The sequence below is a fragment of the Streptomyces sp. RGM 3693 genome (assembly GCF_050471125.1).
In the GTDB taxonomy this organism is placed as follows: Bacteria; Actinomycetota; Actinomycetes; order Streptomycetales; family Streptomycetaceae; genus Streptomyces.
In genome coordinates, this window is record NZ_JBMPPQ010000003.1 from 350549 (window position 1) to 374764 (window position 24216).

Annotated in this window: 24 protein-coding genes and 7 pseudogenes; 13 read left to right on the plus strand and 18 right to left on the minus strand. The window is 68.2% G+C overall.

Annotation, left to right across the window (positions count from 1 at the left end; all coding sequences use genetic code 11):
* Positions 1–311: 311 nt before the first annotated feature.
* A complete protein-coding gene (locus ACO0M4_RS30185; protein ID WP_430374250.1) occupies positions 312–1037 on the minus strand; it encodes a TetR/AcrR family transcriptional regulator in 726 nt (241 codons plus the stop codon).
* A 134-nt stretch (positions 1038–1171) separates the two neighbouring features.
* Here ACO0M4_RS30185 and ACO0M4_RS30190 point away from each other — a divergent pair, with 134 nt between their 5' ends.
* A complete protein-coding gene (locus ACO0M4_RS30190) occupies positions 1172–2626 on the plus strand; it encodes a serine hydrolase domain-containing protein (protein ID WP_430374251.1) in 1455 nt (484 codons plus the stop codon).
* Between the two features lie 44 nt (positions 2627–2670).
* Here ACO0M4_RS30190 and ACO0M4_RS30195 read toward each other — a convergent pair.
* A pseudogene (locus tag ACO0M4_RS30195) lies at positions 2671–2964 on the minus strand (alpha/beta hydrolase); the annotation flags it as partial.
* Between the two features lie 192 nt (positions 2965–3156).
* On the opposite strand from ACO0M4_RS30195, the gene ACO0M4_RS30200 reads away from it, so the two are divergent.
* Both ACO0M4_RS30200 and ACO0M4_RS30205 read left to right on the plus strand, forming a co-directional pair.
* Positions 3157–3810: a hypothetical protein gene (locus tag ACO0M4_RS30200; RefSeq protein WP_430374252.1), complete on the plus strand. Its 654-nt coding sequence runs from the start codon at positions 3157–3159 to the stop codon at positions 3808–3810.
* A 227-nt stretch (positions 3811–4037) separates the two neighbouring features.
* Positions 4038–4613, plus strand: coding sequence for a hypothetical protein (locus ACO0M4_RS30205; protein ID WP_430374253.1), 576 nt, complete (start codon positions 4038–4040; stop codon positions 4611–4613).
* 4 nt (positions 4614–4617) lie between these two features.
* Here the strand turns inward: ACO0M4_RS30205 and ACO0M4_RS30210 are convergent, their stop codons facing one another.
* Positions 4618–4788 carry a hypothetical protein gene (locus tag ACO0M4_RS30210; RefSeq protein WP_430374254.1) on the minus strand — a complete coding sequence of 57 codons (171 nt, stop codon included), beginning with the start codon at positions 4786–4788 and terminating at the stop codon, positions 4618–4620.
* A gap of 176 nt (positions 4789–4964) precedes the next feature.
* Positions 4965–5672, minus strand: a complete 708-nt coding sequence (locus tag ACO0M4_RS30215; RefSeq protein WP_430374255.1) for an NAD(P)-dependent oxidoreductase — start codon at positions 5670–5672, stop codon at positions 4965–4967.
* Positions 5673–5787: 115 nt separating this feature from the next.
* On the opposite strand from ACO0M4_RS30215, the gene ACO0M4_RS30220 reads away from it, so the two are divergent.
* Positions 5788–6504, plus strand: a complete 717-nt coding sequence (locus tag ACO0M4_RS30220) for a TetR/AcrR family transcriptional regulator (protein ID WP_430374256.1) — start codon at positions 5788–5790, stop codon at positions 6502–6504.
* 379 nt (positions 6505–6883) lie between these two features.
* Here the strand turns inward: ACO0M4_RS30220 and ACO0M4_RS30225 are convergent.
* The 4 genes and pseudogenes from ACO0M4_RS30225 to ACO0M4_RS30240 all read right to left on the minus strand — a co-directional run.
* Positions 6884–7102 (minus strand): annotated as a pseudogene (locus ACO0M4_RS30225) (DUF4158 domain-containing protein); the annotation flags it as partial.
* Positions 7103–7236: 134 nt separating this feature from the next.
* Positions 7237–7680 carry a DUF2267 domain-containing protein gene (locus tag ACO0M4_RS30230; RefSeq protein ID WP_430374257.1) on the minus strand — a complete coding sequence of 148 codons (444 nt, stop codon included), beginning with the start codon at positions 7678–7680 and terminating at the stop codon, positions 7237–7239.
* 66 nt (positions 7681–7746) lie between these two features.
* A complete protein-coding gene (locus ACO0M4_RS30235; RefSeq protein ID WP_430374258.1) occupies positions 7747–8142 on the minus strand; it encodes a DUF2267 domain-containing protein in 396 nt (131 codons plus the stop codon).
* Positions 8143–8243: 101 nt separating this feature from the next.
* Positions 8244–8675 (minus strand): Hsp20/alpha crystallin family protein, encoded by a 432-nt coding sequence (locus tag ACO0M4_RS30240; protein ID WP_430374259.1) that lies wholly within the window; start codon positions 8673–8675, stop codon positions 8244–8246.
* Between the two features lie 128 nt (positions 8676–8803).
* Here ACO0M4_RS30240 and ACO0M4_RS30245 point away from each other — a divergent pair, with 128 nt between their 5' ends.
* Positions 8804–9427, plus strand: a complete 624-nt coding sequence (locus ACO0M4_RS30245; RefSeq protein WP_430374260.1) for a type III effector protein — start codon at positions 8804–8806, stop codon at positions 9425–9427.
* A gap of 206 nt (positions 9428–9633) precedes the next feature.
* Here the strand turns inward: ACO0M4_RS30245 and ACO0M4_RS30250 are convergent, their stop codons facing one another.
* Positions 9634–11004 carry a Tn3 family transposase gene (locus ACO0M4_RS30250; RefSeq protein WP_430374261.1) on the minus strand — a complete coding sequence of 457 codons (1371 nt, stop codon included), beginning with the start codon at positions 11002–11004 and terminating at the stop codon, positions 9634–9636.
* A 216-nt stretch (positions 11005–11220) separates the two neighbouring features.
* Here ACO0M4_RS30250 and ACO0M4_RS30255 point away from each other — a divergent pair, with 216 nt between their 5' ends.
* Complete coding sequence (locus ACO0M4_RS30255) at positions 11221–11478, plus strand: DUF4267 domain-containing protein (protein ID WP_430374262.1); 258 nt, start codon at positions 11221–11223, stop codon at positions 11476–11478.
* Positions 11479–11755: 277 nt separating this feature from the next.
* Here the strand turns inward: ACO0M4_RS30255 and ACO0M4_RS30260 are convergent, their stop codons facing one another.
* From ACO0M4_RS30260 to ltrA, 4 genes and pseudogenes are all read right to left on the minus strand, one after another.
* Positions 11756–12151, minus strand: coding sequence for a GNAT family N-acetyltransferase (locus ACO0M4_RS30260; protein WP_430374263.1), 396 nt, complete (start codon positions 12149–12151; stop codon positions 11756–11758).
* Positions 12148–12465, minus strand: coding sequence for a hypothetical protein (locus ACO0M4_RS30265; RefSeq protein ID WP_430374264.1), 318 nt, complete (start codon positions 12463–12465; stop codon positions 12148–12150). Before ACO0M4_RS30265 ends, ACO0M4_RS30260 begins: the two co-directional genes overlap by 4 nt.
* Positions 12466–12707: 242 nt before the next feature.
* Positions 12708–12986, minus strand: a pseudogene (locus tag ACO0M4_RS30270) (transposase); the annotation flags it as partial.
* 133 nt (positions 12987–13119) lie between these two features.
* Positions 13120–14550 (minus strand): group II intron reverse transcriptase/maturase, encoded by a 1431-nt coding sequence (gene ltrA, locus ACO0M4_RS30275; RefSeq protein ID WP_430369029.1) that lies wholly within the window; start codon positions 14548–14550, stop codon positions 13120–13122.
* Positions 14551–14591: 41 nt separating this feature from the next.
* Here ltrA and ACO0M4_RS30280 point away from each other — a divergent pair, with 41 nt between their 5' ends.
* Positions 14592–14882 (plus strand): hypothetical protein, encoded by a 291-nt coding sequence (locus tag ACO0M4_RS30280; RefSeq protein WP_430369030.1) that lies wholly within the window; start codon positions 14592–14594, stop codon positions 14880–14882.
* 283 nt (positions 14883–15165) lie between these two features.
* Here ACO0M4_RS30280 and ACO0M4_RS30285 read toward each other — a convergent pair.
* Positions 15166–15968, minus strand: a pseudogene (locus ACO0M4_RS30285) (winged helix-turn-helix domain-containing protein); the annotation flags it as partial.
* A gap of 147 nt (positions 15969–16115) precedes the next feature.
* Here ACO0M4_RS30285 and ACO0M4_RS30290 point away from each other — a divergent pair.
* A pseudogene (locus ACO0M4_RS30290) lies at positions 16116–17054 on the plus strand (IS630 family transposase); the annotation flags it as partial.
* Here the strand turns inward: ACO0M4_RS30290 and ACO0M4_RS30295 are convergent.
* The 3 genes and pseudogenes from ACO0M4_RS30295 to ACO0M4_RS30305 form a co-directional block, all read right to left on the minus strand.
* Positions 16939–17421, minus strand: a complete 483-nt coding sequence (locus ACO0M4_RS30295; RefSeq protein ID WP_430375319.1) for an SDR family NAD(P)-dependent oxidoreductase — start codon at positions 17419–17421, stop codon at positions 16939–16941. The pseudogene ACO0M4_RS30290 and the gene ACO0M4_RS30295 overlap by 116 nt on opposite strands.
* Before the next feature lie 58 nt (positions 17422–17479).
* Positions 17480–17806 (minus strand): plasmid stabilization protein, encoded by a 327-nt coding sequence (locus ACO0M4_RS30300; protein ID WP_430374265.1) that lies wholly within the window; start codon positions 17804–17806, stop codon positions 17480–17482.
* Positions 17807–18003: 197 nt separating this feature from the next.
* Positions 18004–18300 (minus strand): annotated as a pseudogene (locus ACO0M4_RS30305) (enolase C-terminal domain-like protein); the annotation flags it as partial.
* 278 nt (positions 18301–18578) lie between these two features.
* On the opposite strand from ACO0M4_RS30305, the gene ACO0M4_RS30310 reads away from it, so the two are divergent.
* Positions 18579–20420 carry an acyl-CoA dehydrogenase gene (locus ACO0M4_RS30310; RefSeq protein WP_430375320.1) on the plus strand — a complete coding sequence of 614 codons (1842 nt, stop codon included), beginning with the start codon at positions 18579–18581 and terminating at the stop codon, positions 20418–20420.
* A gap of 28 nt (positions 20421–20448) precedes the next feature.
* Here ACO0M4_RS30310 and ACO0M4_RS30315 read toward each other — a convergent pair whose 3' ends face one another.
* Entirely contained in the window at positions 20449–20946 is a 498-nt protein-coding gene (locus ACO0M4_RS30315) for a DUF317 domain-containing protein (protein WP_430374266.1), read from the minus strand.
* 332 nt (positions 20947–21278) lie between these two features.
* Here ACO0M4_RS30315 and ACO0M4_RS30320 point away from each other — a divergent pair, with 332 nt between their 5' ends.
* From ACO0M4_RS30320 to ACO0M4_RS30335, 4 genes and pseudogenes are all read left to right on the plus strand, one after another.
* The gene (locus ACO0M4_RS30320) at positions 21279–21587 is read left to right on the plus strand and encodes a transposase (RefSeq protein ID WP_430374267.1); all 309 of its coding nucleotides are present in this window, start codon (positions 21279–21281) and stop codon (positions 21585–21587) included.
* 203 nt (positions 21588–21790) lie between these two features.
* The gene (locus ACO0M4_RS30325; protein ID WP_430374268.1) at positions 21791–21970 is read left to right on the plus strand and encodes a hypothetical protein; all 180 of its coding nucleotides are present in this window, start codon (positions 21791–21793) and stop codon (positions 21968–21970) included.
* A gap of 317 nt (positions 21971–22287) precedes the next feature.
* Positions 22288–22878 (plus strand): annotated as a pseudogene (locus ACO0M4_RS30330) (transposase); the annotation flags it as partial.
* A 153-nt stretch (positions 22879–23031) separates the two neighbouring features.
* Positions 23032–23649, plus strand: a complete 618-nt coding sequence (locus ACO0M4_RS30335; protein WP_430374269.1) for a TIGR03086 family metal-binding protein — start codon at positions 23032–23034, stop codon at positions 23647–23649.
* Positions 23650–24216 lie beyond the last annotated feature (567 nt).

Here is a 24216-nt window from a genome sequence, read left to right on the forward strand (position 1 = left end):
TCTCGCACGGCCTCCGGAAATGTAGAAGTGGTCGCCGTGGTCCGCCAACGGGTTTTTGCGGAGGCTCCGTGGCCGGATGCCACGGAGCCGAAGGCAGAGACGGACAGCGTCGGGTCTGCGGGGCCGCGGGCGTGACGGCGGCCGGGGCGCAGCGGCAGCCTGCGGTGGGGGTGGCTGTCGGGGCGGCCGGAGGCTGAGACATGCCGACCTCGCCGACCACGTACGGCAGCACGTCGACCGTTTGCGAGAGGTCGTCCGAACCCCCGTCCTCGGGGTGTTGTGAACGAACGCGCGCACATCGGTGTGTCGGTTCAGGCGTCGAGCCGGGCCGCCAGGCCGTCGAGGACGCGGTCGAGCCCGTACGCGAAGTCGTCGTCGCGGATCTGCTGTGGGTGTACGTCCTGCCGGGCGGAGCTTGTCTCGCGCAGCTGTGGGTGCTCCTGCGATGCCTGGTCGAAGGCCGACCGCAGGCCGGCCACCCACTCCTGCTCGGTCTTGCCGCTGCGGGCGATCTGTGAGAGGTACGCGGCCTCGGAGGTCGCGATCCCGATGACGTACGCCATGAGCGTCCCCACGGCCCGGTCCTTCTCGTCCGCGGTGAAGCCCGCCGCCTCGAACTGCGCGAGCAGCCCGGACGACATCCGCATGGCGTTCGGGCCGAAGTGGACGAGGCCCACCTGGCTCAACTCAGGGGCGATCCAGGGGTGGCGAAGGGTCATCGCCCGCAGGTCGGCCGCGCTGCGGGTGACGACCGCGCGCCACTCGGCGCGGTCGGCGACGGCCGGTACCTCCAGCTCTCCGTAGATGTCGTCCACGACCAGCTCGATCAGCTCGTCCTTGTTGGCCACGTGTCGGTAGAGGGACGTGGCCGCAGCGTTCAGGCGCGTGCCGAGCTTGCGCATGCTGAGCGCCTCGGTGCCGTCCAGGTCCAGCAGTTCGATCGCCGCGGCCACGATCTGCTCGCGGGTCAGCTGCTCCCGCTGTGGGCGGCGCGGACGGGTCCACACCGATGCGATCGGCTTCTCGTCGGCTGGCATACGTCCCTCATCCCTGCTCGCCCGTAATTTCTCCTCCACGGTAGCGCACGCCGTACGCATCTTGCGTACAGCGTTCTGATGTGCGTACAGTGTTCGCATCGAGAGAACGCCGTACGCATCAGGTGGGAGCAGACATGTCGACGAGCGTGAGCTGGGACGAGCAGGGCAACTGGGACGCCAAGGGCGAGTGGGGGACCCGGGACTCGGCGGGCCGGAAGCTGGACCTCGCCCACTGGCAGTCCCGGCTCGACGAGCTGCGCGCCAAGCACCACGTCCCGGCTGCGTCGCTGGCGATCCTCGTCAACGGGACCGTCCACGAGCTGGCCAGCGGCGTGCTCCACCGCGGGACGGGCGTGGAGGCGACGACCGACTCGGTCTTCCAGATGGGCTCGATCGCCAAGGTCTACACCGCCACCTTGATCATGCAGCTCGCCGATTCGGGCCAACTGAACCTGGACGCACCGGTCGTGGACATACTGCCGGAGTTCTCGGTCGCCGACCCCGAGGTGACCAGGGCGATCACCACGCGCCAGCTGCTCAGCCACACGAGCGGCCTCACCTGCGACTTCACCTATGACAGCGGGCGCGGCGACGACTGCCTCGCCAAGTACGTCGAGGCCGCGAAGGGCGTGGCACTCGACTGCCCGCCCGGCGAGGCGCTCTCGTACAGCGGCATCGGGTACAACGTGCTCGGCCGCATCATCGAGGTGCTGACCGGCAAGGTCTGGGACGAGGCGCTGAAGGACCTGCTCTTCACCCCGCTCGGCCTCGACCACACGATGACGCTGCCCGAGGAGGCGCTGCGGTTCCGCGCAGCGATGAGCCACCTGGGCGAGCCGGGCCAGGACCCGGACCCGGCGCCGTCCTGGGACCTGATGCCGCGCTCGGCGGGCCCGTACGGCCGAGTCATCGCCTCGGCCGGGGACCTCGCGCGGCTCGCGCGGATGCACCTCGCGGGCGGAGTGGCGGAGGACGGTACCCGGGTGCTCTCCGAGGAGACCGTCGCGCTGATGCAGCGCCGGGTCGTGGACTCCCCCGACAAGTGGTCGGTCAGCGCGGATGGTTGGGGCCTGGGCTGGACCCTCTACGACTGGAACGGCGTCCAGGGCTACGGCCACGACGGCGCCTCCATCGGGCAGTACGGCTATCTGCGCGTCGTCCCGTCTGCGGGCGTCGCGGTCGCGCTGCTCACCAACGGCGGCGGTGCGCGTGAGCTGTACGCGGCGCTCTACCGGGAACTCCTCGCCGAACTGGCCGGGGTGACGATGCCGGACGCCTTCGCCCCGCCGGCCAAGCCTCCCGTGGTCGACTTCGCGCCGCTCGTCGGCACGTACCGGCGCGAGGGCGTGGTCATCACCGTGACCGAGCGGGACGGTGCGGGGCACTTGGTGTACGAGTTCGTCGACGGCATGAAGGACTTCTCCGAACCCCTGGAGATCGATCTGGTGCCGGTGACGGAGACGGTCTTCGCCGGTACGGGGGTGGGCGCGGCGTTCAGCGAGGACTACATGCCCGTGATCTTCTCCACGTTGCTGGACGGCACCGGGTGCGTGTACATCGGGATGCGCTGCGGCCCCAAGGTCGCGTAGCCCGGCTGCGCCGACCGGAGTTGGGGTGGCTTCCTCGGCTCCGGTCAACCGGAATCCGATGCGTCCTTCATCGGTCGGGAGTTCATACGACCTGGCCGAAGTCGACACCCAGCCGCGGACAGGGCCGCACGGAGAAACGCGAGGATCTCCGCCTGGGCAGCCTCGGCCTGTGGTTCCACCCCGGGTAAGACAAGGAACGCGCGCTTTGCGCCCGGGTGTTCAGCGAGCCGCACAGAGGTCCCGGCCTCGCGCAGCCGCTCGGCGTAGCGACGACCGTGATCGGCGACCGCGTCCTGGGCGGGCACCACCACAAGCGGGGGGGCGAGCCCGCGTTGGTCGCCGTGGCCGCGGAAGCGCCGGGACAACGCGATCAAAACGTCCCTGCGCGGCGCCATGAGGGCCGACGGCTCCATCGACCCGCTCTCCTGGTGGTCCAAAGGCCCACAGGTGGCCCAGCAGGTGCCAGGCATCGCCATCGACACTCACACTCAGATCACCGACACCGGTACACCGGCTGCGGGGAGGCTCTGATGGCCCTGTCCCCGCAGAGCGTATCGATCGCCTTGGACACCCCGGAAGGTTTCCACGATCTACCGTTGCACCTCCCCGCGGACGTCCTCGACGCCGCCTTGTGGGAGCTGGCGGAAAGGATCTGGCCAGGTGGTACGGAGTTCCAGCGGGAAACCACCGCGATCGTCTACTCCGACCTCACCACGGCTCTGACCGCCGACGACGTCCTTCACGCAGCCGTCGACCTTTACGAGACGGAGGAAGGCACCGCAAGCACCGCTCATCTCCTGGTACGCGCACAGGCCGTGGACCCGGAGGCCCCGGAAATCGTCGCTGCCTCGTTCCAGGAGACGCTCTCCTTCGACGAGCACCGCAACGTCGCCCGTGTGGACCTGCCCTGCGGCCCGGCAGTGCTTTCTCTGCACGCCACCGAGACGGAGGGCGAGGCCGTCCTCCCGGAACTGGAGTTCGCCCAGGTCGAGTTGTACGTCCCCGCTCCGGTCCGAGGCTGGCTGATAGTGCTTGCCCTGACGACACCATGTTTCACCGACCTGCCTCGGTACACAGGCATCCTGCCGCAGATCGGAGAGTCCCTGGTCGTCCGCCCGGCCGAGCAGGCGGACGAGCTGTCGCAGACGCCGTCGGCCGGCGACGTGCGCGCCGTGTTCGGTTAGGCCGAAGCATGGGTGAACGGGATGGTGGCGGTTGTTCTCGACAACCAGGAAGCAGCGCGCCTGCGAGTGCGCATCGTGGTACCGGTCCCGGTCAGTGCCACTGGGCGGCGGGCGAACAACCCGCCGCCCGGCCTCCTCACGCGCGTTGGGATGCGGATGATCATCTCCCCTGTTGAACTCTGCCATCGGCAATGGCACCCCGTACCGACGCAACAAGGCAGGACGCCATGACACTGGTCTTCACCCGCCACCCCGACGCCAAGCGCTACGAACTACGGCCCCGAGGTGCAGCCGCCGTCCACGTGCTCCGCGGCGCCCCCGACGGCCGCCCCCTCCCCCAGGGACACAAGCCACGCTTCACCCTCGCCGCCGACCCTGCCGGTACCTCGCCACTGGCCGTGATCGCCCGCAAGGACGGCGGTCGCCTCGCCGTGCTCACACCAGACCACAAGCACCTGGCCGAACTACGCCTGCCACCACGCAAGAAACGATGGCGCCCCACATACGAGATCCACCTACCCGACGGCACCGTGCTGCGTGGACGGGAAGGGACAGCACCATCGCTGCTCCTGTGCCTGGTGCTGCTACCGGTGGTTCTGCTGTACCTGGTTGCCCTGGCACTCTCCGACTCCCCCGCCGGCACCACCACCGCCCCACTACGGACGGCCTGGAAGCAGCCGGGCAAGCCCTTCAGCCGGGCGGCCCTGACCGAGTCCGCCCGTGGCCGGTTCCGCCTCCGCGGCGACGGGCTCGACCACCGAGTCGCCTACGCACAGGCGGTGGCAAAGTACTGGGAGCGCTGACCGGCTACCGAAGGTGGCGAGGGCCGCCGCCAGTGGCCTCGGCCTCGCGAAGGAGGCGGTCTTCGCAGGAGCCGACTCGGGGTGCGGCGAGCCGCTGCACCGTGTGGCCGAGGAAGCTGAGCGGGTCGGCGGTCAGCTCCAACGCCACCAGGACGGTGAGCACTTGTGAGGTCACACGCGCTGATGGCGCTGGCCCGGGAGCCGGAAGTGACCGATACGCCCGCCAGCCCACTACAGCTGCCGTACCGGGATCTGGCCGACGGACGGGTTCGCCCCCCGCGGTCTCGGAGCGGGGCGAGTGTGCCCACGTGAGGGGCGGACCCGGTCGTGGGTGAGCAGGACCTGCGGGCCTCAGTAGCCGATCGTGAAGCGGCGCTGGATGAACCGCGGCAGCTCCGCCTCGTCGATCAAGGCGACAGCGGCGTCCTCCGCCGAAATGCGGCTGCGTCCGTTGGCGTCCAGGACGGGCTGGTCACCGCCGATCCGGAAGCGACCGGTGCGCTCGCCGGGGGCGATGTCCTCCGCCGGGCTGAAGTAGGTCCACAGTCTGTTGGAGGTGCGCAGAACGTTCAGGGCGTCGCGGTGGCCGCGCACCGCTGCCGCATACTCGCGAGGCAGCCCGAGTTGATCGAGGCTGTCGTGCAGAAACTCATCGGAGTCGGCGTGCACCATCCCCGGTTCGACTTCCAGGCTGCCCGCGCCGCCGATCACGATGAGCCTGGTCCGGGGGTGACTCTCCAGCGCCTTCAGCAAGGCCCGCGCTGCGGTGGCAAAGACCGTGGGATCGGCGATCGAACGCTGCACGGTGTCCGCGATATCCGTTGCGGCGTTGCCGGGCTGGAACCCGCTGATCAGCACGTCGAGGCTCGGGAGGACGGCCGCGATGCTCGCCGGGTCCAGGACGTCGACGCTCACCCAGCTGACGTTGTCCCGACGCTCGTTGCTCTTGACCCGCGAGGCATCGCGACTGAACGCCTTGACGAGGTGCCCTCGGCCGAGGGCCTCGGTGACAACCCGGCTGCCGATGGTTCCGGTGGCTCCGATGACTCCGATGTGCATGGTTCTCCCCTTTGTTCATGCGGACTTGGGCGTCAATGGTTCGTGCCGCCCAGTTGACTATACGGCGTGAAGTTTCGATACGGCTACCAATTCAGTGACGCTGTAGAGTGCTCACGTGGCAGGTAATGCGAGCAGGGGAAGGCGCGAGCGGCTGCGCGCCGAGACGACGGCCGAAATCAAGAACGTGGCGCTGGAGTTGATGGCGTCAGGCGGACCCGACGCCATCACACTGCGGGCCATCGCCCGCGAGATGGGCATGACTGCCAACGCCATCTACGGCTACTTCGCCACCCGCGACTGCCTGGTCACCACGCTCATCAGCGACGTGTACACCGCCCTGGCCAACGCCGTGGACGCTGCCTGGGAGACCTCCCCCAGCGCGGATCCCGCCACCCGGATCCAGGCATGGGCCGGCGCCTTCCGGAACTGGGCTCTGACCAACCCCCAGGGCTTCCGCCTCATCTACGGTGACCCCGTTCCCGGCTACCGCGCCCCCGAGCAGGGCGCCGCCCCGGATGCCGCACACCGGGTCTGCACAGGGCTCACCGCACTTGCGGCAGGCGCCTGGCCCTACGCCCAAAGCTTCTACGACGGCAGCAAGTTCGAGTGGTCCGACTTCGACGCCGGGCTTCTCGACAAAGTGCGCCCGGCCTTCCCGGAACTGCCGCCTGCGGCCGTCGCCCTCGCGTTGCGTATCTGGGGCCACCTGCACGGCCTGGTGTCGCTGGAGGTCTACGGCCATATGCGCAACCAGACCATCAGCCCAGAAAAGCTCTTCCACGAGGAACTGACCCAGCTCGTACGGTCACTGGGTATCCCTCACCAGGGCTGAACGACTCTCGACCCCACTGCCCCCGAAACCGGGCCGGCTCCGGTCGCGGGGCGAACAGCGTCCTGGGGATGTCCGCGGGTACGCGACTGCGCACTTCCACGCGAACGCCGACACCGGTAGCCGAGGTGGCCTGGTTCTCCGTCGCGCCGGACGCTCGCAGATCCTCTGGCGCGCGGCGGCGAGTTCGGCCTCCACCGGGTTGCGAGGCTCGGCCGGCGCGGATCCAGTTGCGCAGTGTCTCCGTGTTGGCCGTGAGGTCTCTGAGCGGGCTCCAGTCGGTGTCAGGCCGCGTTCGCCCGCCTACCGGGTGCGGAGCAGCTCGCCGTGAGTTGCAGCGGCCGGCTGCCTGGTGCAGGCCAGGCCGGCTGACCCGTCCTCGCACCGCCAGCGGATCATCACCCAGGAACCTGCCGTTGTAGCGGAGCGTGCAGATCTGCACCGCCATGCCCAGCCGGTGCGCGTCCGTACGACGCAGCGCAATCAGGTCACGGTCGTTGTCATCGAGGAAGAAGAACCGCTCCAGCTCCGGGCGCGTGGGCACCTGGGTGAACGCCCCGTACGCCTCGGCCTGCTCGTCAGTCAGAAACTCCACCAGCACGACCGTAGCCACCGCCAACAGCCGCCCGACGATCCTTCTACGAACCCCAGCAGCAACGGCATCCCATGTGCTAGCCGACCATGATCAATCTCAGCGGCACGTTCTGTACCGCAACTACTCCCACCCGTACCCGTTTACGCGGCCGGGCGGAGTTCGGCGCGGCCGAACAGCAGCGCGTAGCCGGTGGGCAGCTGGTGGAGGATGCGGGTGATCACGTCGGGGCCGGCGTGCGCGGCGACGGCCGCGAAGACGGAGCCGGTGTCCCAGCGGGTGGTGGCTGGGGAGGCGCCGGAGCGGGCGGCGAGGTCTTTGACGAAGGCCCAGCCGGTCAGCGGCTGGGTGTCGGGGATCTGCGCGGTCAGGACCCGTGCGGCCTCCAGGGGCAGGCAGGCGGCCAGGTCGACGCGTTCGTCGCCGGTCAGCTGGCGTCCCAGCCCTGCGAGGACCAGGCGGACGGCTTCCTCGGCTCTCTCGCGGGTGGGGTAGGCGCCTTCGTAACGGACCTTCTCCAGCATCTGCTCGTACGCTGTCCCGTACGGCTGCTGGTGCCCAAGCGGTGCGCGCACGTCGGTGATCACTGCGGTGCATGCCTTTCGTGGAGCCAGGGTGGGGTGGTGCCGGTGTATGGCACCACGAGGTCAGGGTCAGGTGGGCTGAGGGTGGCCGAAGAGGAGGTCGTAGCCGACGGGGAGCTGGAGCAGGATCTGCCCCAGCAGGTCCTCGCCGGCGGTGTCGGCGACCGTGGACAGCACGGCGCTGACGTCCCAGGTCGCGGTCTGTTCGGTGGCGCCCTCGATCCAGGCCGCGGCCGCCCGGACGAACCGCTCCGGCGGCAGCGGTTCGGCGCTCTGCAGCGGGTTGAGGAGGATCAGGGCGAATTCCTCCGGCAGGCGTGCCGCGAGCTGGGCGCGGACCGCGCCGACCAGGTGCGCGCCGAGCAGGGCGAGCACCACGCGGGCCGCGCGATCGGCTTCCTCCGGAGTGCCGTACTCGCCGCGTTCCTTCACGCGGTCGAGGAACGCTTCGCGTCGCAGAGTCATGTCGGCCGCCATCCCTTCTTCATCGGACTGCCCACGGGGGTGCGGAGGGCGGGATGAAGGGGGAGATCAGATGCCCGTCCTCCGCACCCGTCCGGCCGGTGTCAGCCGGAGATCTCCTTGCGGCCGGAGCCGACGCCGATGGAGATCTTGCGGGGCTTGGCGCGCTCGGCGATCGGGATACGCAGAGTGAGCACGCCCGCGTCGTAGTCGGCCTCGATGTGCTCGGTGTCGAGGGTGTCGGCGAGCGCGATCTGGCGAGAGAAGACGCCCAGCGGCCGCTCGGACAGCTCCATCTGCACGTCGTCGGCCTTCGCCACCGGCCGCCGCTCGGCCTTGACGGTGAGCATGTTCCGCTCGACGTCGATGTCGATCGCGTCCGCGGTGACGCCGGGCAGGTCGAAGGCCACCACGTACTCGTCGCCCTCGCGGTAGGCGTCCATCGGCATCGCCGACGGCCTCGACCAGGTGCCCGGGCCCATCAGCTGCTGTGCCAGCCGGTCCAGCTCACGGAAGGGGTCAGTGCGCATCAACATCGTGAAAACACCTCCAGCAGGTTCAGGCAGTTACTGCCAATGCGCCTCACTGACACCGTTGTAACATGTCATCCAACAGATGACAAACATGATGTCGTCTACCTGATGACAACCTGAGGGAGGTGCCCGTGACCCCGGCCGACCAGCCGTCCCCGCCCAGCACCGGCGCTCACAGCCCGGCGTCGTTCCTCGCCGCCGCGGCGGCCCTGCAAGCCATAGACAATGCTCTGCGCGAAGCCCAGCACGAGACTCCCGACGCTCCCGGTCCCGGCCCAGAACAGGCGCTGGCCTCCTTGTCGCTGCTGCGGCAGGTGCGCGAGCAGCTCGCCGGATGGGAGACCGGCCTGATCGAAACGGCCCGGGACGCGGGCGCCAGCTGGGCCGACCTCGCCTCTCCCCTGGGTGTCGCCAGTCGGCAGGCTGCCGAGCGCCGCTACCTGCGGGGCCGTCCCGGCCCGGCCGGGACCACCGGCGAGCAGCGCGTCCAGGCCACCCGCCAGGCCCGGGCCGTCGACCGCAACACCGCCACCTGGGCCCGCCGCAACGCGGCCGACTTGCGCCGTCTCGCTGGCCAGATCATCGCACTCACCGACCTTCCCCCCGCCGCCCGTCGCCCTGTCAGCGAGCTCCACGCGGCCCTCGCCCACGACGACCCTGCCGACCTCATTGCCCCCCTGGCCGCCACCCGGCGTCATCTCGCCAGTGCTCACCCCGAACTAGCTGTCCAGGCCGACAGCCTCACTCCCCCCTGACCCCACCAGGTGCCCCGCAACAGCAGCCCGGTCAGCCTCCGCCCTTCGGCATGCGAGCGGTGACCTGGAGACCGACACGGCCGGCCTGCGGGCCCACCGGGCCCCGCTCCCGCACCGAGCAGGGTCTGGGCGAGGGGGTGATACAGCCGGTGGCCAAGGTGCCGAGGCACCGGTTCGTGCCAGGCTGCCGACCCGGTCCCGGTCTTTCAGGCGGCCTGACCGAAGCCGGCTGCGGCCGGGTCCTGATCGCGCAGCGGGGTGAAGTCCACGTCCAGCTTCGGGTCGTACGCCTTCGGCTGGAGGCCCAGCTCGTGCGTGCTGTACTCGCCGAACCGGTTGATGTGCTCGGTCAGGTACGGCGAGATGCACGCCAAGTCCTCCGGCTCGATCGTCCAGCCCTCCTCCAGCAGCTGGCGGACGATCTCGACGATGTCCAGGGCGTTATGGAAGATCACTGCGTTCGTGAGCAAAGCGTTGAATTTCATCGCCTTCTCCTGCTCGACGGGGTCGTTGTCGGCGATGACGCCGCGGTTGCCGAAGCCGACCCACTGTGAGAACCGGTTGAACGGCTCGACCTTGTTCGTCGCCGCGGTCACCCGCCGGCGCAGCGGCGCGTCCGAGAGGTAGCGCAGCAGCTGCACGGTGCGGATCACCCGGCCGACCTCCCTGAACGCGGTGTAGGTGGCGTTCTTCCGCGACCCCGACCGCAGGCGCTTCAGCAGCGTGGACGAGGAGATCGCCCCCTCCCGCACGGAGACCGCCACCCGCATCAGATGCCGGAACTGGGACTCGATCAGGTCCCAGTCGATTGTGTTCTTGCCCGGCTCGCCGAACAGGGCGTCGATGTGCACGTACTCGCTCTGTTTGGACGGCCGGTAGAACGTGGAGTCCTTCCAGTTCCGGATGCGGGGCATCAGGTCGAAGCCCAGCAGGTGGGCGACCTCCTCGGCCGTCGCCGTCTCGTCCAGGCCGTCCAACGCCTGCCGGGTCTCGGCGGTCATGGCCGCGGCCTTGCCCAGCGCGGCCTGGGCCGGGCCGCCCTCGTCGATGTTCTTCAGCACGGTGCGGTAGTTGCCGATCAGGGCCTCGACGATCTCCCGCTCGGCCAGCCGGATCTCCTCCAGCTCCTGCTTCGCCTTCCTGACCTTCGTCGCCACCCGCTTGCAGAACATCGTCGCCAGGTCGTCGCGGACCCTCATCCGGGCCTTGTGCACCAGGCAGGCCACCAGCGCGATGCGCTTGACGGGCTTGTAGTCCCGCAGCTCCGCCACGTCGGCGGCGTCCGCCTCCCCGGCGAAGTCGGTGACCTTCCCCGCGGCCACCCCATCCATCCACACCTCCGTGTCGCCGAGGCCGTCCACCCACTCCAGACGGCTGGTCAGGCGCTTGAAGTGCGACCAGCTCGGCCCCTGCACGGGCTTCTTCAGCCGGTTGAACAGCGTGGTGCCGTCGCCATCGCGTTCCTCCAGCAGCCGCGCCAGGCCGGCCCGCTCCGCCGGGCTGATCCGGTCGTGGATGCCGTCGCGGATCGCGGTGTTCGCCTCGCGGCAGCAGGGCCAGCAGATGCTCATCACCATCCGTGGCATCGGACGCCCACTGAAGCTCATCGCGTGTCGGGGAGAAGAACAGATGCAGCTCGTGCGCGGTGGTCAGCCGCTTGAACCGCGGATATGCGGTCCGTTCGATCGAGGTCACAACCCACCCCAGGCCCCTAGACGACGGTCAACATCACCACCAACGACACTGAGCCGAACGGGTGATGGGCCGGGCCCTCACCGCTTCAAGATCATCCCATGGCCCCTTTTGGGCTCACCTCGGCGATACCCCGTCTATGCCTTCCGCGACATCGGCTCCGGGCTCTTCCTGCTGGTCGTGCTGCTCTGCGGCGGCACAACCAGCAGGGCGGGATGATGCTGGCCGGCTCGGTGATACCGCTCGGCGACGCGCTCGTCACGAAGCTCAGCGGCGGACCCGCCACGGCGTACTACGGCATCCACGGCGGCACCGCCGCGGTCATGGCCGCCGCCGGCGCCGTGCTACTGCTGTCTTGACCGCGGCCACCGGCAGTCCCCCGCTAGGAGTTGTCCGTCGACGGGAGCACTCCGATGCTCCCGTGGCAAGCACCCCGGTGACGTCGAACCTCGTGAACATCGCCTGCCCGAGGATCTGGGTGCCTCCCACATCCGTGTACGGGTGAGGTCGCGACTCACGACTCAGGCTCTGCTCCAACTCGTGTGGTGCAGTTCCTGTCAGTGGCGGCTGAGATGGGGGCAGGCGTCTGGTGAAGGCTCGTTGACACCGCCTCTGGCCCCATCCTGGCCCATGGTGTTACAGGGCGATGAGACCGGCTGTCGTTTGCTTGAAGCCGCAGGCATCGAAGTAGAACGAACGCAGATGCTCCTCGAAGTCGACGTGGAGCCATTCGCACTTCGCGGCACGAGCTTCATGAGCCGCAACTGCGACCAGCGCGGCACCAATACCTCTGCTCTGGCGGTCCTGGGCGACCACCGTGTCCAGGATGAAGGCGTGTACTCCGCCGTCCCAGACCACGTTGACGAAGCCGATCAGCGAGCCGTCTTCCCAGGCACAGACCCAGCCGAGACTGTGGCGCTCAAGTCGTTCTCGCCAGTCAGTCTGAGCGACCGGGTGGCCGAAGCCGTCAGCGTGCAGTGCGTTGAGGGCTGCCTTGTCGAAGTCACTCCGCCACTCGTACTTGATCGTCACTCCTCGATCGTAATGTCCGTGCCAAGTCCTTCTGCGATCGGATGGCGGAGTGAGGGGGTGAACAGTTCCTCCGGGGTGGTGGCGCGGGAGAAGCGCAGGACGGTGTTGAGCGTCATGCCGAGCTGCCGGGCGACGGACCGCTTGCTGTGGCCGGCGGCCGGGAGGGCGTGGGTCGTGGCGTGCTTGGCGCGGGTGCGTTCGGCGAACGGTGGCCCGTCGGCCAGGGCGATTACGCAGTCTGCTCCGCCTCCTCCTGCGGCTTGTTCGGCGGTGCCTGGGAGGGGCGAAGACAGCCTCGGTGCCGGTAGACGCACTTCTCGGCGGCTTCGGCCAGGTTGTGCCAGAGGCGCCACCGGTCGGCGGCCTGGAGTGCCCGCAGGCCCCGCGGGTGGCGCCTTCGGCGAAGAAGGGGCGCGGTCGCGGCAGACGATCTCGATGCCGGGCCGCTCGGCGAACCAGGCCGCCGCCAGTGTGCCCGCCTCACGGCCCGGCAAGAGGTCCGCCGGGCGACGTGAGCGGCTCCTGACCAGCAGGAACCGCGAACTGCCTTGGAGTACTACTGACTTTGTTGGCGTGATGTCGTCAAACTGAGGCCGGTTTCTGTGAGGCATCCATCGATGAGGTTGCTGCGGTACTGGATTGCGCGGAGGCCCTGCCGAAGGGTGCGTATCAGGTGGTCAGGGTCGGTGAAAGCGGTGTTGGCCTGGCTGCTGCGGCGCAGCAGTGACCAGATGCCCTCGACAGGGTTGAGGTCTGGCGCGTAGGCCGGCAGGAAGTAGCAGGTGATCCAGTCGTGAGCGTCGATGAATGCTCGCAGTCGGCGGTCTTTGTGCACGGTGAAGTCGATCCGGGGCGCGGTTCCGGTCTCATCGACCAGCCCGTTTCCCCAGACCGCTTCCCGCACCCGGCGTGCCCGTTTCCGAGCACCGGGCGCTCCACAAGCCCTGTTCAGGACCTGTGTGTTGTCCTCATTCCAGGCTCGGCCACGGAGTCGGGATAACTGTTCCCCGGTAGCGGTAACGCGTGGTGGTCACCTTCGCCGGGTTGAACAGCTGTCGTTCCTCCGAGGCCGGCCACCATCCGACGTCGCAGTAGCGGTGCCTGAGGTCCTTCCAGGTGGCTCGGCGGTGCTTTCGGCGTAACCAGCTCCCAACCTGACGCCACGTGTAGAAGCTCAGGTAGGAGAAGGTCGCGCTGGACACGCCGGGCCGGAAGTAGACGCACCAGCCCTTGAGCGCCGGATTGAGCTGACGCAGCAGGGCATCGAGCGGCTGGCTCGTATCCGTCGTCCGGCACATCGTCCTGACCTTGCCCGTCATGGCCTTGACGGCGTTGCCCGACGGATAGGTGTAGATGAAGTGCCGGTTGCTGCCCCGCTTCCGGTGGCGCTGGATGCGCCAGCCGAGAAAGTCGAGGCCCTTGTCGATGTGGGTGATCAGGGTCTTCTCCGGTGACAGGCGCAGGCCCATCCCGGACAGGACTTCTGCGATCTCTTCCCGGAGGGCTTCGGCGTCGTCGTTCGTGCCCGACACCATCAAGCACCAGTCGTCCGCGTAGCGGACGAGCCGGTAGTTGGGCAGGCGGTGGCGACGGCGCTTGGCTCTCTCCGTCTGGCTTGAGGCGGGTCCGCCGGGTCCTTGAGCGATGTGCTCGTCCAGGACCGTCAGGGCTACGTTGCTCAGCAGCGGCGAAAGGATCGAACCCTGCGGGGTTCCGGCGCGGTTGTCTCGCAGCATGCGGTTCTCGCTGAGGATGCCTGCTTTGAGGAACGCCTTCCCCAGTGCCAGGACGCGCTTGTCTCCGATTCGTTCCCGCACCCGGTCCATCAGGGCCGTGTGCGAGATCTCGTCGAAGCATGCCGTGATGTCGCCCTCGACGACCCACTTGTAGGAGCGGGACGCGAAGTAGCGCACCTCAGCCACGGCGTCGTGAGCACGACGATTCGGGCGGAACCCGTAGGAACACGGGTAGAAATCCGCTTCGAAGATCGGCTCCAGCACCAGCTTCAAAGAAGCCTGCACCACTCGGTCGGCAATGGTGGAGATCCCCAGGCGGCGCAATTTGCCGCCCGCCTTCGGGATCATCCGTTCCCGCACCGGCAGCGGGCAGAAACTGCGGCCCTTGACCTGCGACCGCAGCCCGTCGAGGAAGTCCACGACGCCCTGCCCGGCCTCGATGGAACGGGCCGTGCGCCCGTCCACTCCGGCCGTGCGTGCTCCCTTGTTGCCCCGCACCCGATCCCACGCCACCAGAAGGAACGCAGGATCGGCAACGAGGTTGAACAGATCATCGAACCTGCGATGAGGGTCATCACGGGCCCAACAGTGCAGCTTGGTCTGGATCTTCAGTACCCTGCGCTCCGCTCCGAACAGAACGGAGTCAAGTTCGTCGGTATTCACCGGCGACAGCCTCCTGACTTTCCAGTACGTCCACTGCTGACTTGCTGGTCTCCTTCGCCGTGTACGCGCCTCTCGCGCGCTCGGACTACTACGAGACCTCCGCCCCGCCCAACGGCCATCAGTTGGCAACGGACCTGCCCGCCTCCGAACTGGCTGTCCGGCGGGAAGGGCAACCGCAGGCGGTTCCCACGTTCACCACAGAATCGATCAAGGAGGGAGGTGCCCACCTCTACCCCGACAGCCTCGCCATGCCTACGCCGCAGGCTTTCGACATGGCCTCCCCACCGGACCTAAAAACCGGCTTCGGAGTTGAACGCCACCCCGACGAGTGACAGTTCACGCGCTGCAACCCGGCCCATATCCGTCAGGTTTGAGCCGAGCGGGACACTTACGGGGCGTCAGACAGCGGTTCCTCTCGTACACCTTCTCCTCGCTGCTTGCCGGACCCGGACCGTCTGACAGTGCCGACCCGTCCCGTACGTTGTCGGGGCTGCTTCCCGCCGCCACCTGCGTTCCCACGTGGCGACTGCCCCCAGCTTCACCGAGCGGCTGCGACCACCCGGCGGTGGAGTCCTTTCACCTCCACTCGATTCCGTAGCGCCTCGTGGCGCACTTGAGGTTGTCCCAGACGAGCACGATCGGAGCGTTGAGTTGTTGGTGGGCGGCGGTCAGCAGGTCGCGGTAGTCGGTCCAGGTGAAACTGCGTCTGCCGCCCCGCTTGTGATCGACGTGCCGCTTGGGCCGGTAGATCAGGCGTGAGCGTTCACCTTGCTTGTAGCAGGCCAGAGCAGCGATGGAGAAGCGGCGCTGGGAGCGTCCCCGCACCCTGATCACCGGGGTGTGCCCGCGCCTGGCCCAGGTGCGCGTTGTGGGCGGCGTCATCGAGAAACCGGCTTCGTCTTCGAAGCAGAGCCAGGCCCCGAGCGCCGCCACGACGGTTCCACGTGTGGCCAGGTCTCCTTCACCCAGCCGGTGACGGCTTCCTCGTTGCGCTCCAGCGCGCGGCGGGCCGGGACCTGGTGGCTGAAGCCGTGCCGGTGCAGCATCTGCGCGATCGCCGACAGCGTCATGCTCTTGTGGAACCGGCGCCCGATCAGGGTCTTGATCCGCGCCAGCGTCCAGGTCTGGTCCGGCCAGCCGTGCGCCACCGGCCCACGGGCCAACTCCTGCTCGAACACCTCGAACAGTGCCTCGCTCAGTTTGGGCCTGGACGCCGGCCCCTTCGACTCCAAGGCCGACGTGCCGCCGTGCTCCCACGCCTGGTGCCACCGCTGCACCGACCTCACGCTGACACGTAACTGTCTGGCGACCACGGCATTGTCGTGTCCTAGGGCGAACAACTCGGCTGCCTGCACCCGGATGTGCTCGCGAAACGAGCGTCGCTCCGCGGTCAGCCCGCCACCTTGCGGATACCTCATGCAACCGGCTTACCGCGGTAACCACCACTTGTCAGCCACGACATCACGCCAACAAAGTCAGTAACTCAGGTTGAACTCGCAGAATCCGAGGCCCGTGGCGGTTCTTGATCGTTGCGGTACGACGTCGCCAGCGGCGGGGGGGCAGCAGGGTGGTGCGAATCCCTGCGCTCGACGGGGTCGGCGTCGCTGGAGCGGCTGAGCCCGCGGCAGTGGGAGCGACTGGTGCGGGAGTTGAAGCGTGGTCCGCTCGCGCACGGCTGGGACGACGAGTTCCAGGGGTGGACGCTGAAGCGGGTCAAGCTGCTGATCGGGCGGATTTCCGCGTCGGCTACATCGACCAGGGCGTGCGGAAGCTGCTGTGGCGGCACGACTGGTCCGCGCAGGTTTCCGCGCGGCGGGCGCTGGCGCGGGACGAGGGGGCGATCGAGGTGTGGAAGGCCGAGGTGTGGCCGCAGGTAAAAAGACCGCGGCCCACCTGGGCGCCCACATCTGTTTCGAGGACGAGGCGGGCCAGAGGCTGAGGCCGCCGACGGGACGCACCTGGGCGCCACGCGGGCAGCGGCCGGTAGTCCGGGTGCGTGGCCGCCACCGCCGGGCGGGTCAACATCGCCGGTGTGGTCTGCTACCGCACCGGACACCGCTCCCGCTTCTTCTTCGAGCTGCACATCTGGCACAGGCGCCGGGGCGAGCCAAAGGTGTTCGCCTGGCGCCCGTACCGCGACCTGATCGTCATGACCCACCTGCAGCTTGGCACTCCCGTGGTGGGGAGCTGGGACAGCCTGAACGTGCACCTGGTCAAGGAGCTGGCGGACTTCGCCGAGGAGCACAAGGACTGGTTAGGACTGGTTACGTATCTTCCAGATGCCTTCCTGTGCACCGGAGTTGAATCCCACCGAGGAGATCTGGTCGCTACTCATGCGGCACCTGGCCGAATTCGCTGCGGCCGACCTCGCCCATCTGACCCGCGCGATCAAACGAAAGCTGAAGAAGATCCAGTACCGGCCCCACCTGATCGACGGGTGCCTGCCCCCAGGCTTGACCGTAGACGGCGACGCGATGAGACCACCGGACGCCGCGAGTTCAACCTGTACTGCTTGCGGCGGGGGTGGTCGGCGACGTAAAGGATGGCGCGGGCGGCCACTTCGGGCTGGTAGATCGGCGGTACGGGCTGCGGGTGGCACGGTGGGGGTGAAGGCATTGTTGACCCATACGTCGATCGGTCCGACGCCGCCTCCACCGCGTCCGCGGCGGGCTCCAACGCCGCGGGGTTGGCGACGTCCGTGGTCAGCACCAGGGCCTCGCCGCCGACCGCGACGACCTCGCGGGCCGCGGCCTCCAGGCCCTTCCGGCCGCAGCCCGGGAGGCCGATGCGTGCTCCGCGCACGGCGGACGCGCGGGCCGTGGCAAGGCCGATGCCACCGCTGGCGCCGGTGATGACCACCGTTTGCCGCATGGGACGTGCTGCCCTTCGTGGGGAGCGGGCTGAGTCGGTAGCGGGCGGGGCCGGGGCGTCAGCGGCCGAGGGCCCTGCGCAGCTCGTCCTTGTTCATCGTCGAGCGGCCGTCGATGTGGCGCTTCTTCGCCTCCTCGTAGAGCTGGTCCTTGGTCGGCCCCTGGGCCCCTTGGTGGGAACGTTCGCCGCCGCGCTGTGGGGCGGACTTCTTGTCTTGGGTGGAGACCTTGCTGGCCGTCCGGGATTCGCCGGCGCGCGCCCGCTCCTTGTTGACCGTGCGGGCGGCGATCTCCTTCGCGCGTTTGGTGGACTCGCCCCTTTGCTCGGCGCTCTCCTTGATGTGCTCGTACTGACGCTCACGCTTCTTGCTCGAACCAGCGGGCATGACGGCCTCCTCGGCTTGTTGACGTGGTCTGATGGCGTAGGCGTAGGTCTGATGACGTAGGCGTGCCTGTGGCCGTCGTCGGGTACCAGTTCAGCTCCGGTGGCCCGGGGACGCTACCCAGGGCAGTCCGTGAGACTGGCGCCGGGGACGGCGCGCTGACTGCGTCCGCACAGCCATGCCGGGGCACTCCCCGTGCGTCAGCCCACCCGGTACGGTTCGGCCTCCGCGCCGCGGAGCGACAGGCCGTGCCCCGGCGCGCCATCGGCGCCCGGCCGGACGGTTCCGCCTGCCGGGTCGAGGATGCCGTCGAAGAACCGGCTCTCGATGCGGACAGGGCCGTGGAACCACTCCGGGTGCCGCAGGTTGGACACGGACGCCGCGGCCTGGGCGTGCAGGTGGGGCGCGCAGTGACCGGAGATCTCCAGCCCGGCGGCTTGTGCCAGGGCCGCGACGCGCAGCCAGACCGTGAGGCCGCCGCAGCGGACCAGACCGGCGGCTTGCTGACCGTCTTCACGAGAATCTTGGAAGAGCCGGAATCGTGTCCGCAAGTGGGGAGCCGAATCGTCCACCTACTGGGAGCCGCATGCCACGGCCGCCGTCACGCGACACACCACACCACCGCCCCGGCTCGATGGCAAGGTGTGGAACCGTACGTCTCCAGGCAGCCTTGAGACCCAGTCAGGTTCCGGTGAATACCGCTCCCTGACTTGCAGGCTACAGGTCGCAGTGTAAATACCGCGTGCCTGATGAGACGTCAATCGTGTCGATCATCATGCTGATCCCAGACAGCACTCCCATTACCGTTTCGGGCGTGACCTTTCAATTCACCCCGATCTATAGACCGTCAGTCTCCGCAGGTCTTGCGCGCACCCTGTTTGGAGACCGGTTCGAACAGCTCCACGAGCCATGGCGCAAACTCTTCAGCACCGACGCTTTCCGCTTCCAGGAAGGGCTTGCCCCGGAGGAACGAGCGGCACTCTCCTACCAGCGGCTGCGGCTGGTCAACGAGTCCCTCGACAGTCCGGAGCAGCTGGCTCTGGATGTGGAGCGACTCGCCGCTCTGCACGAGTGGGCTGGCCCAGTGGACCCGGGCCTGGGCACGGTCGCCAGCATTCACTACAACCTTTTCCTCGGAAGTCTCCTCGACCATGACCGCCGTGACTTGGAGGAGTTCAGGGGCCTGGAGCGAACGGGAACCTTCCTGTGCACCGAGGCCGACCACGGCAACGCCGCTTCCCAGTTGGAGACCACTGCCACCTATGACCCGCTGAGCCGTACCTTCGACCTCCACACACCGCACAGCGGCGCACGCAAGTTCATGCCGAACACGAGCTCAACCGGCGGTCCCAAGACTGCTGTCGTCGCCGCTCGCCTGATCACCGACGGCTCCACGGATCGCGGGGTATTCCTGTTCCTCACCCCGCTCAGCGATCCGAGCGGTGCTCCCCTGCCTGGCGTGCGAATAGAAAGACTGCCGCAGACTGCGACTGCTCCCATCGACCACTGCTCGACGTCCTTCGAGCACGTCCGGCTGCCCTACGCTGCGCTGCTACAAGCCGACCACGGGCGTCTGGCCCCGGACGGCACGTTCACCAGCTCCATCGGCAGTCCTCGTAAGCGTTTCCTGGCCAGCATCGGCCGGGTCACCACCGGCAAACTGTGCATGAGTGCCTACAGTCTGGGCGTGGCCCGGCACGCTGTCACCGTCGCCGTCCGTCACGCCCACAACCGTCAGACCAGCGGAGTCACGGGGGGAACTGTCCCTCTGTTCGCCCACCGCAGCCACGCAGCCCCTCTCATCGACGCCCTGGCCACCATCTACGCGGCGACTCTCCTGCATCGCACTGCGGTACGGCAGTGGGCGCAGGCCACGGAAGCCGGCCGTGACGACGCCGAACGCCTCGTCGCAGTCGCCAAGGGATGGATCACCTGGCGCGCCCGGGAGGTGATGACCGAGTGCCGTGAACGCTGCGGCGCTGCAGGGCTGTTCCTCGGCAACGGCATTGCCGGCCAGCTTGTCGCGAACGAGGGAACGATCACAGCAGAGGGCGACAATTTGGTGATCTGGCTCAAGGCCGGTGGCGAATTCCTCCTGGGCAACTTCACGCCGAGCAAGCCCAGCGACATCCCTGCCACAGATCGCGACCTCACAGACCCCGCCTTCCTCCAGAGCCTCCTGGAGGGGGCCGAGCGGATATGGCACCATCGCGCCCGCACCCGCCTGCGTGCAGCGAAGCCCGGCAACCCCCTCAACCGGTGGAACCAGGCGGCCACTCCCGCGCTCAAACTCGTAGAGTCCCACGCTGGACGTCTGGCCGCGCAGGCCCTGGTGGACGCTGCCCAACAGACCTGCGATCCCGAGGCGCAGGATCTCTTGTACAGCCTGCACCGGCTATTCGCCCTGCGTCGCATCGCCGCCCAGAGCGGGGACCTCCTGGCAGAAGGATGCCTGACGGCCGACCAGGTCAGGCAGCTCCCTGATCTGACCGAGGCGGCCATCGACGCCCTCTCGCCGCACGCACTGACCCTCGCAGCCGGCATGGGCGTTTCGGAAGACGTCCTTCTCGACCATCCCATCACCCGTGGAGGCACGGGGCAGTTGGCGACTTGCTGAACTTTTCAGGACGTGGCGTAAACGTGCCTCAAGTAGACTTCCTTGCAGGCGAGTTGGGGTAAGCCAGGTCACGCGCATCTCGCAGCGGATGCGAGGTGCTTGAACAGGTGCAGCCAGGCGAAGGTATGCGGCGGTCCAGCGGCTCTTTCCCAGGCCGGAGCCGCGGACTGCCCCTTTCCGGGCGATGTTCGGTGATGCCTCCGGTCTGACAAGCCGAGGTGCCTGTCTGACGGCGGCCGTGGCATGCGTCCACCGTCAACGGGAACCAGCCCGCTCCCACAGTCAGCGGCAGACGGCCCTCCGCACTCTCCCGCAGTATGTGGCGTCTTACCGGGCCCGGTAAGACGAGCGAAGCAGCGAAGGCTGCGACCAGGCCGTGGGGAACGCTCACTCTGAAACTGGCGCACCATAGGCACGGGGCGCTGCGGACGGGCCCGCCCATACGCCGCCAACGGCCGCGGTCGGCCGATCTTGCTCCTCCCTCCAGGCGGCGGTTGACCACCCCGTCTTCGAGGAGTCGCACCATGGCAACCGCGCCCACCGCCCACCCGCGCCTGCCCCCAACGGCCCCTCGACACTCGCGGACAAGGCGTAGTCGTCGGCAGAACAGACCACCCACGCCACCGACTGGTACGAGGCCATCTGCCTCACCGTCACCGAAGGCTGGCTGCCTGGCTGGCCGGCTGACTGACTGACTGGCTGACTGGCTGGCTGGCTGACTGGCTGGGTCAGCAATCAGCAGGTCGGCGGCGACCCGCAACTCCGGTTGCTGGGCGGCCACTTCGAGCTGGGTGCGCAGACTGGCGATGGGGCGGGGCTGTTGTGAACGTCGATCTTGGTGGCAGATGATCACGCCTCGTGAGGTGCGGTGAACTGACGAACCGCCAGTGGGGCAAGCTGGAACCGTTGCTGCCACAAGGCAAGAAGCCTGGGCGGCCTCCGGCTTGGCCCCGGCGGCAACTCATAGGCGGCATGCGATGGCTGACCCGGACGGGCACCCCGCGGCATGCGAAGAGGCCCAGGCAACGTGCAACGGCCGCCGGTCCTTCGGCCGGGCTGGACAGTGCGGCCGGCGCCGGCACGACGGAACCGATGCGGAGCGACGGGCCGCCCCCTCTTGTGACCGTCTTGGCAGCGTTCCGGAGAGGCTCTTCATTGTGGGCATAGCGATCATGTTGATCGCCACCGCCGTGCTGTCCGGCTTCGCTATGGGCTCCCGTCAGGGCGTGGCGGCTGAAGCGGAGCAGCCTGCACACCGAAGGTCGCGTGGTCGGCCGCGAGGTCGTGAACAAGGACGAACAGCACCGCACAAAGGTGACCATCGCCTTCACCGACACAGCGGCCGGCAGCGGGATATCAACGCCCTCCTCATGACGACGAAGTCGGCCCCCGACATCGGCACCCGAGTCCCCATCGCCTACCGTCCCGAACGCCCGGACAAGGCCCGGATGCTGGCATACGCCTGGAAGACCAACACCCGATCAGGGCTGCTCCTGCTGTCCCTGTTGGGGTTCTGGCTGGTGAGGCTCATCCCCTACTTCGCAAAGTGATGCGGCAGACGCCACCCACCGCCAGGAGGAGCCAGGACGCCCCGCGCTGACCATCCGGGCGATTCGGCCGGCCCGCTCCCGCCACGCCTCCGTACGGTCCCTGGAACGGTACGCACACCCCGGTGCCGACGCAGTTACCCAGCGCGTCACCTCACGCGACCCGGCAGCCCGCCAACGCGGCTGAGCCGGAGCACTCACGGCGTGCTCCCCGGGCGACACGGCCCTCCGAGCAGCATCGCCCCAGGTCGGTGATGTCCGTTGCTTTCACGGGTGTTACTACGTCGGCCCCAATGAGTTGTCATCCAGACGTCCCGAACCCCGACCGGGTCTTCGCGTTCGACGAGTTCGGCCCGCTCGGGATCCGGCCCACCGCAGGCTCGGGCTGGGCAGGTCAGGGGCACCCCGACCGGGTGCCCGCCACCTTCCACCGCACCCACGGGGTGCGGTACTTCCACGGCTGTCACTCAGTCGGTGACGACACCCTGTGGGGCGTCAACCGCCGCAAGAAATGTCCGGCAAACACGCTGGCCGCGCCGAAGTCGATCCGCACCTACCGGCCTGACGGCGCCCCGATCTACGTGATCCTGGACAACCTGTCCGCCCACAAAGGGACCGGCATCCGCCGCTGGGCGAAGAAGAACAAGGTCGCGTTGTGCTTCTCCCCGACCTACGCCTCGTGGGCGAACCCGATCGAGGCGCACTTCGGACCGCTGAGGCAGTTCAGCATCGCCAACTCAAACCACCCCAACCACACAGTGCAGACCCGGGCCCTGCACGCCTACCTGCACTGGCGCAACGCCAACGCCCGCCAACGCGACGTCCTGGCCGCCGAACGCAAGGAACGCGCCCGCATCCGAAGTGCGAAAGGCAGCCGCTGGGGCGGACGCCCTCTCAAGACCGCAGCTTGATCCAACCCGGCGAACCCCATCGCATATGGCCCGGTTTGCAAAACGGTGAGCCCTGGCAGCGACTGGGGTGGCGGGTATCCGCATTTCCAGAACTACACCTTGACGTCTGAAACCCGCCGGACCCGGTCGCCCACGGCGAGCATGCTGGGCCACATGGTCAACGCGTTTGAAGGGCTAATCGATCGGTTCCTCGGGTCCAGCGCCGAGTTCGAACGGAAGCTGCGAGCAGTGCGATCCGAGCAGTGGTCCTGGCCAACTCCCTGCACCGAGTGGAACGTGCGGCAGTTGGTCAACCACATGACCCGCGGAAACCTCAATTACGTGAGTCTGCTGCATGGCGGCGGCGCCGCCGATTTCCTGCGGCTGCGGGACGCTGACGCACTGGGCGCGGATCCGGTTGGAGCGTACGCCCTGTCCGTCCGGGAGTGTGCCCAAGCGTTCGGCGAGACCGGTGCTCTTCAGCGGATCCTGGACTATCCCTTGGGTCCGGTGACCGGCCAGCAGGCACTTGCCGTGAGAATCACCGACAGCACCGTCCACACGTGGGACCTCGCACGGGCCGTCAGCGTGGACGACACCCTCGATGGCAGCCTCGTGGCGTGGATCGACGAGCATCTTGACGAGATCTACGCCGGCTTGCCGGAAACGCCCACCGCAATCGGGACGACTCACCGGTTCTTCGCCGCTCCCGAGGGCGTGCTCGCTCACGACGCATCCCCACAGTCGCGACTGCTGCACCGAATGGGGAGAACGCCCGCACGAGGCCACTGAGCCCATGTGTCCACGAGCCTCCGCAGGGACAGACGACGGTCCTAGCCGTACGTCAAGAACCCCGGCAAACACCGGCAAGACCATCGCCTCCCAACGCGGCCCGAAATCCTCCGCCGTGCAGACCGACCACCTCGCCGCCCTCTCCCCCGTACGTCGGTCCCACGCACGAAGTACCGGGCCCGGCTCTCCACCGACGTCGACGAACTGGTCGGGCTGATCAGGTCCGAGAAGCCGGACGCGGCACCGGACTCAGGTTCGCCGTCGTCTACGACCCGGCCTTCGTACCGGCGCACTACGTCGACGGGCTGCTCACCAGGGCACGGGACCTCGCCACCGTGTGCACGACGCCCGACGCTCCGCCCCTGGACAGCCTCACCCAGCCGGACCCGTGGCTCAGCGCGCAATGGCGCAAGACACGATGACGGCCCGCCCACGCTGAACCACGCGGTGGGTGCGAACAGCCCCAGAGGCACGTCGATCGTGCGGTGCGCCGGACCCTCGACGTCATCCCGGCCGTCCGCACCCACCGTGGCCGCGACGCAAACCGCCGGCCCCGGCCCTGCTCCC